Raw genomic sequence first — 3,301 nt, 5'->3', positions numbered from 1 at the left:
ATAGGGTAGTCGTTTCGGCCACCCTATTTTCTTTGAAATCACACTGCCCTATCTACTGCTGACTCTAGATTTGAAGTACCTTGTCATCCCCAAAGGTTTTGGGTGTAGCTGCTGTTGTGTCATTCCCCTTTTCGTCAGCTCAAGCCTTGAGTGTGACTGAAGTGAGTACCCTTGCAGAAGCCATTACGGTCCGAATCGATGGCCAAAATTCAGGGTCTGGGGTTCTGATCAAGCAACAAGACAATACCTATACCGTTCTGACGGCAGCCCATGTGGTGGCAACAGAAGATGAATATGAGGTGATCACCTCGGACAATCAGCGATACCCATTCACTTACAGTCAGGTCAAGAAATTCCCGGATGTCGATTTGGCATTAGTGGAGTTTACGAGCACGCAATCCTATCCTGTCGTGGAATTGGGAGACTCGACCCAGATCAAAGCCGGGGAATCAATTTTTGTATCTGGTTTTCCGATGCCAACGGCAGCCATTACAGAATCGATTTGGAACTTTTCTAAAGGTGAAGTGACAGCAAATGCCAAGCGTCCCTTAGCGGATGGGTATGGTTTGGTCTACAGCAACAACACGTTACCTGGCATGAGTGGGGGAGCCGTGTTGGATAGTCAAGGCAAGTTGATTGGGATTCATGGTCGAGCCGATGCTGAACAGCAGGTCCAGAAAACAGAAACGGTATATGTCAAGACTGGGTTTAACCTAGGCATCCCGATCAATACATTCATAACGTTAGCGGCAAAGGTAACCCCCCAGCTAGGGTTTGTCAGTCAGGGGACTGAACCCAAAAATATGGGCTCGTCCGCTGACGATTGGTATCTTCAAGCTCGGAATAAATTTAAACGGGGAGATTATCAGGGGGCAATCACAGATTTCAATCAAGCGATTAATCTCAATCCTAAGTATCAGGAAGCCTTTAATGGCCGCGGGATTGCCTACTCAAAGTTAAAAGATTATTCCCAAGCTTTAGCTGACTTTGAGGAAGCTATTGCTTTAGAGCCTGATGGCAGCAAAAAGGTCTATTACAATCGAGCGCTTACATATTCCAGATTAAAACAACATTCCCCAGCGATCGCAGACTATAGCAAAGCCATTGCCTTTAATCCGAGAAACGGAAAAGCCTATAACAATCGCGGTACAAGCTATAAGGCGATCAGGGAATACGAAAATGCGATCGCAGACTACACCAAAGCCATTGCGATTGATGCCAAAGATTTCAAGGCTTATTACAATCGCGGTTTAACCTACTATGCCTTGAGACAGTTTCCCCAAGCATTAGCAGATTATGACCAAGCGATTGCCCTAGAGCCTCGGGATGCCGTCGCCTACAATAATCGAGGCAATATTTACTTTGCCCTTAAGGACTATCCAAATGCGATCGCAGATTTTGACAAAGCCATCCGTTTTGACCAGAACTATGTGGATGGTTATTTCAATCGGGGAAATGCCTACGATGTGATTAAAGAATATCCCAAAGCGTTAGCCGACTATGCCAAAGTGATAGAGCTTGACCCTGGGTATGCCGCTGTATACAACAATCGAGGCAATACCTATAAAGCCTTGAAGGATTACCCAAACGCGATCGCAGATTTTGATCAGGCTATTAACCTAAAGCCAAGTAATGGAGGAGCTTATTTCAATCGCGGGATTCTCCATGCCATCACCAAGAAATTTGCTTTGGCCAAACAGGATTTTCAGATGGCGGCAAAATTGTTTAAGCAGCAAAAGAACCCAGTGGGGTATCGAAAATCTATCCAAGCTCTGAAGAGACTGAAATAGTTTTTTCTTCTATTGAGCATCACTTGGCGTATAACGTCCTTGAAGAGGTTGTTATACGATACCTAACATACAATGCCTTCAAATAGAGGGGTTATAAGTCAGGCCGTCGTATGACCATAGTTCAGTTAGCTATTGCTCAAAGATGATCACTAGTTGGGAACCCTTTCAGATAACACGCACTATGGCTGCAACGGACATTTTCAGTTGATAATTTTTCTGTGGCCAGCAGATCCAAAATAGATTCTTTGAGCTAACGGTTAGCTCAAAGAATCTGAATCACAATTTTATAGATGCCTATATCTAGATGAATACTTATGAAAAAATATACCAAGCAGTGGAAGATTTTATGGAAAGGTCGTCAGATCGTCGTTAAGAATTGGTGGGATCTTTTGCTTCGTGGCAGAGAGGAATTACTGATTGATGGGGAAACAGTTGATCAATATGAGAATTGGTTTCTGTTCTCACGTGATTTAGAGACTAAGATATTTGTAAATGGGAAAGAACATCAAATTCGTGCCCATCTGGGAAGCGTAGATTTTGGTTTCAGAATGGGATGCAAGATTTTTATTGACAATCAGCTTGTCGGCGGAGATATGCATAAAAAGTTTATAACGTAGCGTTGATAGAGAAAACTCTAGCTTGGAGACAGCTAGCCTGCCCATACAAGGGATGCTCGGCTTATGCGCTTCGGTTGCTCTTTCAAATATCCTTGCTCCCGCCCCTGATGGCTAAGCCGTTAGACCATGTAAAAACCATAATAATTGAGTTCAATATAGCCAATGTCTTTAAAGCCTGTTGACCGAGCGCTTGAGTGCCTTGCCAACAATCTTGCCCGTGAGGAGCTAGCTGCGCTTAATCGTAGGATTAGAATTTTTCGCTTTTGCCTCATTATCCTTTTCATTGGGACAGCCATGGCATGCACAAGCATTTTCCCTAGATTCAGCAGATTTTCAACTGAGACTATATTCGTCAGCGCTTCAAGTTGGGATTCTTGGCACTCGTTCCAGGTATTGTATATTCTTACGATATTCGCTCCTACCCTCGTAATCTACTACCTGGCTTCTTCACTTAATCAAAGCCCAAACTCCAGTTCATGCAAAGGTTCAAGCTGAATCATTGCCTTTGTGGTCAGAAGCGATCATGATTTTATTGATAGGTTCCCTCATTTGTGCATTTCTAGGAGCAATAAAATTCACCGTTCAATAAGGCTGAGGCGTTCTACTCTTTGTTAGTCGGTGTGTGCAGTGTCGAACTTACACATGCACTTGGATACTTTACCGAAACTGCTATTACTTTGTTTGTAGCTTCTACTCGCACCGATGAAGCTTATCGTGAGAAATCATCAACAGCAAAGTTCAGTGGTGGTAGAAAGTAGGAACAAAATTCGATAATTGTCGCGATCGGTCAAGTAGGGTTCTTCCCAGCTTTTGGTGAAGTGGTTAGAACCCCTTTCCCAGCATAAGATTCAGCGCTTATTTATGAAGCCATAATGAATCGCTTAGCGAGTAGGG

General features: G+C 43.7%; 2 protein-coding genes. Both read left to right on the top strand.

Translation table 11 applies throughout. The features are described from left to right. The first annotated feature begins 116 nt into the window (after positions 1 to 116). Positions 117 to 1,790, top strand: coding sequence for a tetratricopeptide repeat-containing serine protease family protein (locus Q0991_RS01500; protein WP_299484817.1), 1,674 nt, complete (start codon positions 117 to 119; stop codon positions 1,788 to 1,790). 314 nt (positions 1,791 to 2,104) lie between these two features. Next, on the top strand, positions 2,105 to 2,407 hold the full coding sequence (locus Q0991_RS01495) for a hypothetical protein (protein WP_299484816.1): 303 nt from the start codon (positions 2,105 to 2,107) through the stop codon (positions 2,405 to 2,407). Positions 2,408 to 3,301 lie beyond the last annotated feature (894 nt).

Origin of the sequence: Acaryochloris sp. IP29b_bin.137, assembly GCF_028285745.1 — a bacterium.
Taxonomy (GTDB): Bacteria; Cyanobacteriota; Cyanobacteriia; order Thermosynechococcales; family Thermosynechococcaceae; genus Acaryochloris.
The sequence above is the reverse complement of the archived record's forward strand: the minus strand, read 5'-3'. Positions and strand labels throughout refer to the sequence as shown.